The sequence below is a fragment of the Rhodopirellula maiorica SM1 genome (assembly GCF_000346295.1).
GTDB lineage: Bacteria > Planctomycetota > Planctomycetia > Pirellulales > Pirellulaceae > Novipirellula > Novipirellula maiorica.
The window spans coordinates 1-791 of record NZ_ANOG01000797.1; the positions used below are offsets into that span (position 1 = coordinate 1).

The 791-nt window shown below is 55.0% G+C and carries 1 protein-coding gene; it reads left to right on the plus strand.

What is annotated here, in order from left to right:
• Positions 1-12: 12 nt before the first annotated feature.
• The coding region (locus RMSM_RS25875) for a DUF4432 family protein (RefSeq protein ID WP_201767078.1) at positions 13-791 on the plus strand (779 nt) is incomplete at its 3' end.

A 791-nucleotide genomic window follows, 5' to 3' on the forward strand; every position in this document is an offset into this window, starting at 1 on the left:
CCCGCATGGTCAGTGGAAAAGACGACTCTGCACGGCGGCAAACAAGAGGGCAGCGAACTCGTCACAATCGATAACGGCGTGCTCGAAATCGTCGTGATTCCGACGCGTGGCATGAGCGTGTTGCGAGTCACGAAAAGAGCGAACTCAAATCACTCCGACGGTGAAGGTGTTCGGTTCGGCTGGGACTCGCCCGTCAAAGAGGTGGTCCATCCTCAACATATCAATCTCGAAAGCCGAGGCGGCCTGGGCTGGCTCGAAGGCTTCAACGAATGGATGGTTCGCTGCGGGTTGGAATATGCGGGGCATCCCGGCAAGGACGTGTTCACGAACAACGTGGGCGACAAGGTTGAAATGGATCTGACGCTACACGGCAAGATCGGCAACATCCCAGCGTCGAAAGTCACCGTCTCGGTCGATCACGAAGCTCCGCATCGCATTCGGGTGCAAGGCATCGTCAACGAGCGAATGTTCTATGGTCCAAAACTCGAGCTGATTACCGAAATTTCGACAGTCCCGGGCGAATCGACCTTTCGCATTACCGACACTCTGGTGAACCACGGCGCCGACGAGCAAGAGTTCCAACTGATCTATCACACCAACTTTGGCACGCCTGTGTTGGAGAAAAACGCTCGCACCGTGATTGCAGCTAAAAAGGTCGAACCGATGAATGATCACGCCGCGAAATCGATTGAGGATTTCAAGACTTACCAAACGCCAACCAAGGGATTCGTCGAGCAGGTTTATCTGGTCTACCCGCTCGCCGATGCAAGTGGCCAAAGTCAGGCGATGCT